2 protein-coding genes are annotated in these 1,215 nt (G+C 51.7%); both read right to left on the bottom strand.

The window, feature by feature from the left end; genetic code table 11:
* Positions 1-117: 117 nt before the first annotated feature.
* Positions 118-477 carry an aspartyl protease family protein gene (locus RC85_RS29150; RefSeq protein WP_084423029.1) on the bottom strand — a complete coding sequence of 120 codons (360 nt, stop codon included), beginning with the start codon at positions 475-477 and terminating at the stop codon, positions 118-120.
* Positions 478-530: 53 nt separating this feature from the next.
* On the bottom strand, positions 531-743 hold the full coding sequence (locus tag RC85_RS28145) for a hypothetical protein (RefSeq protein WP_068267862.1): 213 nt from the start codon (positions 741-743) through the stop codon (positions 531-533).
* Positions 744-1,215: the final 472 nt, after the last annotated feature.

The following is a 1,215-nucleotide window of genomic DNA, read 5'->3' as shown; positions in this document are numbered from 1 at the left end:
TTCTTCAGGTCGTCATCTTCACTCGGACGAAGCAAATCCCAAGGCTGAATAGCCGGGCTACTTGAACCGAGTCCTTGAACATCGGCTCGCAAGCTCGCGATGTCAAAGACTTATTTGTTATCCGTCGTTAGGTTTTGACACAGTGAATAGCGACTGTGACCGAAAAAACGCCACATCGAATTCCGCAAAGAAATTTGTCTGCCCAAGAATGGTCGGGACGTTCGGATTCGCAGTCCAGGCGAAGGCAAGTCGAACGGGATCAAATCCATGTACTCTCGCATGGAGAACCACGCCGTATGCTTCAGCACTAGATAGGTTTCCGGCTAATCTCACTGGGATCAACTGCCGGGACCAATCAAGGCCGAGTGCTAGACCGGCCTCATTAGAAAGAACATTCAATGTCGAACCACTGTCGACAAGTGCCAGGACCTCAGTTGCGTTTCCATCATTTGATAATTCGACAGGAAGGTAGGGCATTAGTGCCGACTTTCCAGCCTTATCACGGTCGACGTATGGAAAGTTTTGGGTGGTCATTTCGGTGTGGAAGTATCATCAAGCATGTTCGACAGCACGCCGGCAGCGGAGTGTGAATCGTAAGGTGACCAAATTTCGGCACTTTCGGGTAACAATTGGCGTTTGGAGCATTGTTCATCTGCTAATTCGTTTGCAAGAATCTGAATCAAACGGAGCCTATCGGTTGCAGGAAGCAGTCGAATGTCGGGAAGGAGTTCAGCGAATGTCATTTTTAGTTCTCCAAGGTGAGCAACTTATTTTAGCTGGGCGTCCCACTCACCGCAATGTGGACAGCCTGGCAATTCTGTGCGTCTGCCAGCAGGCTTTTTCTCGAGACTGTATTCCCAGTCGGATAACGTCCGGGTTCACCGGGCCGGGAAGGAAAAGTCAACCATCAGGAAAAATCGCGCAAGCCCCACTCCGGTGCATCCTTTGGTTCAAGTAAGCCGCTTCGCGGCGGGGCGTGTGGATTGAAAACGTGAGGAACCCTTTGGTAGATCCGAACTCACTGGGAGTTCGGCTTGCGTTCTCTCAGAGGATCCCCCACATGAGCAAGTCTAAGCGATTTAATCCGCCCAAGTCCAACCCAAGTTTCTTCCCGGAGTCGCTACGTAAGCGGCTCTCCGATGATCTGCAGCTTCAGGGCATGGCAGACCGAACCGTCAAGGCGTACGTCCGAGCGGTCAGGCAACTTGCCGAGTT

The sequence above is a fragment of the Rubripirellula obstinata genome, assembly GCF_001642955.1.
In the GTDB taxonomy this organism is placed as follows: domain Bacteria; phylum Planctomycetota; class Planctomycetia; order Pirellulales; family Pirellulaceae; genus Rubripirellula; species Rubripirellula obstinata.
This window is presented reverse-complemented; position numbering and strand designations above follow the sequence as displayed.

Bases quoted from the DNA above. Each gene is read 5' to 3' on its own strand.
- RC85_RS28145 (WP_068267862.1), bottom strand. From the start codon at position 743: ATGACATTCGCTGAACTCCTTCCCGACATTCGACTGCTTCCTGCAACC.
- RC85_RS29150 (WP_084423029.1), bottom strand. From the start codon at position 477: ATGCCCTACCTTCCTGTCGAATTATCAAATGATGGAAACGCAACTGAG.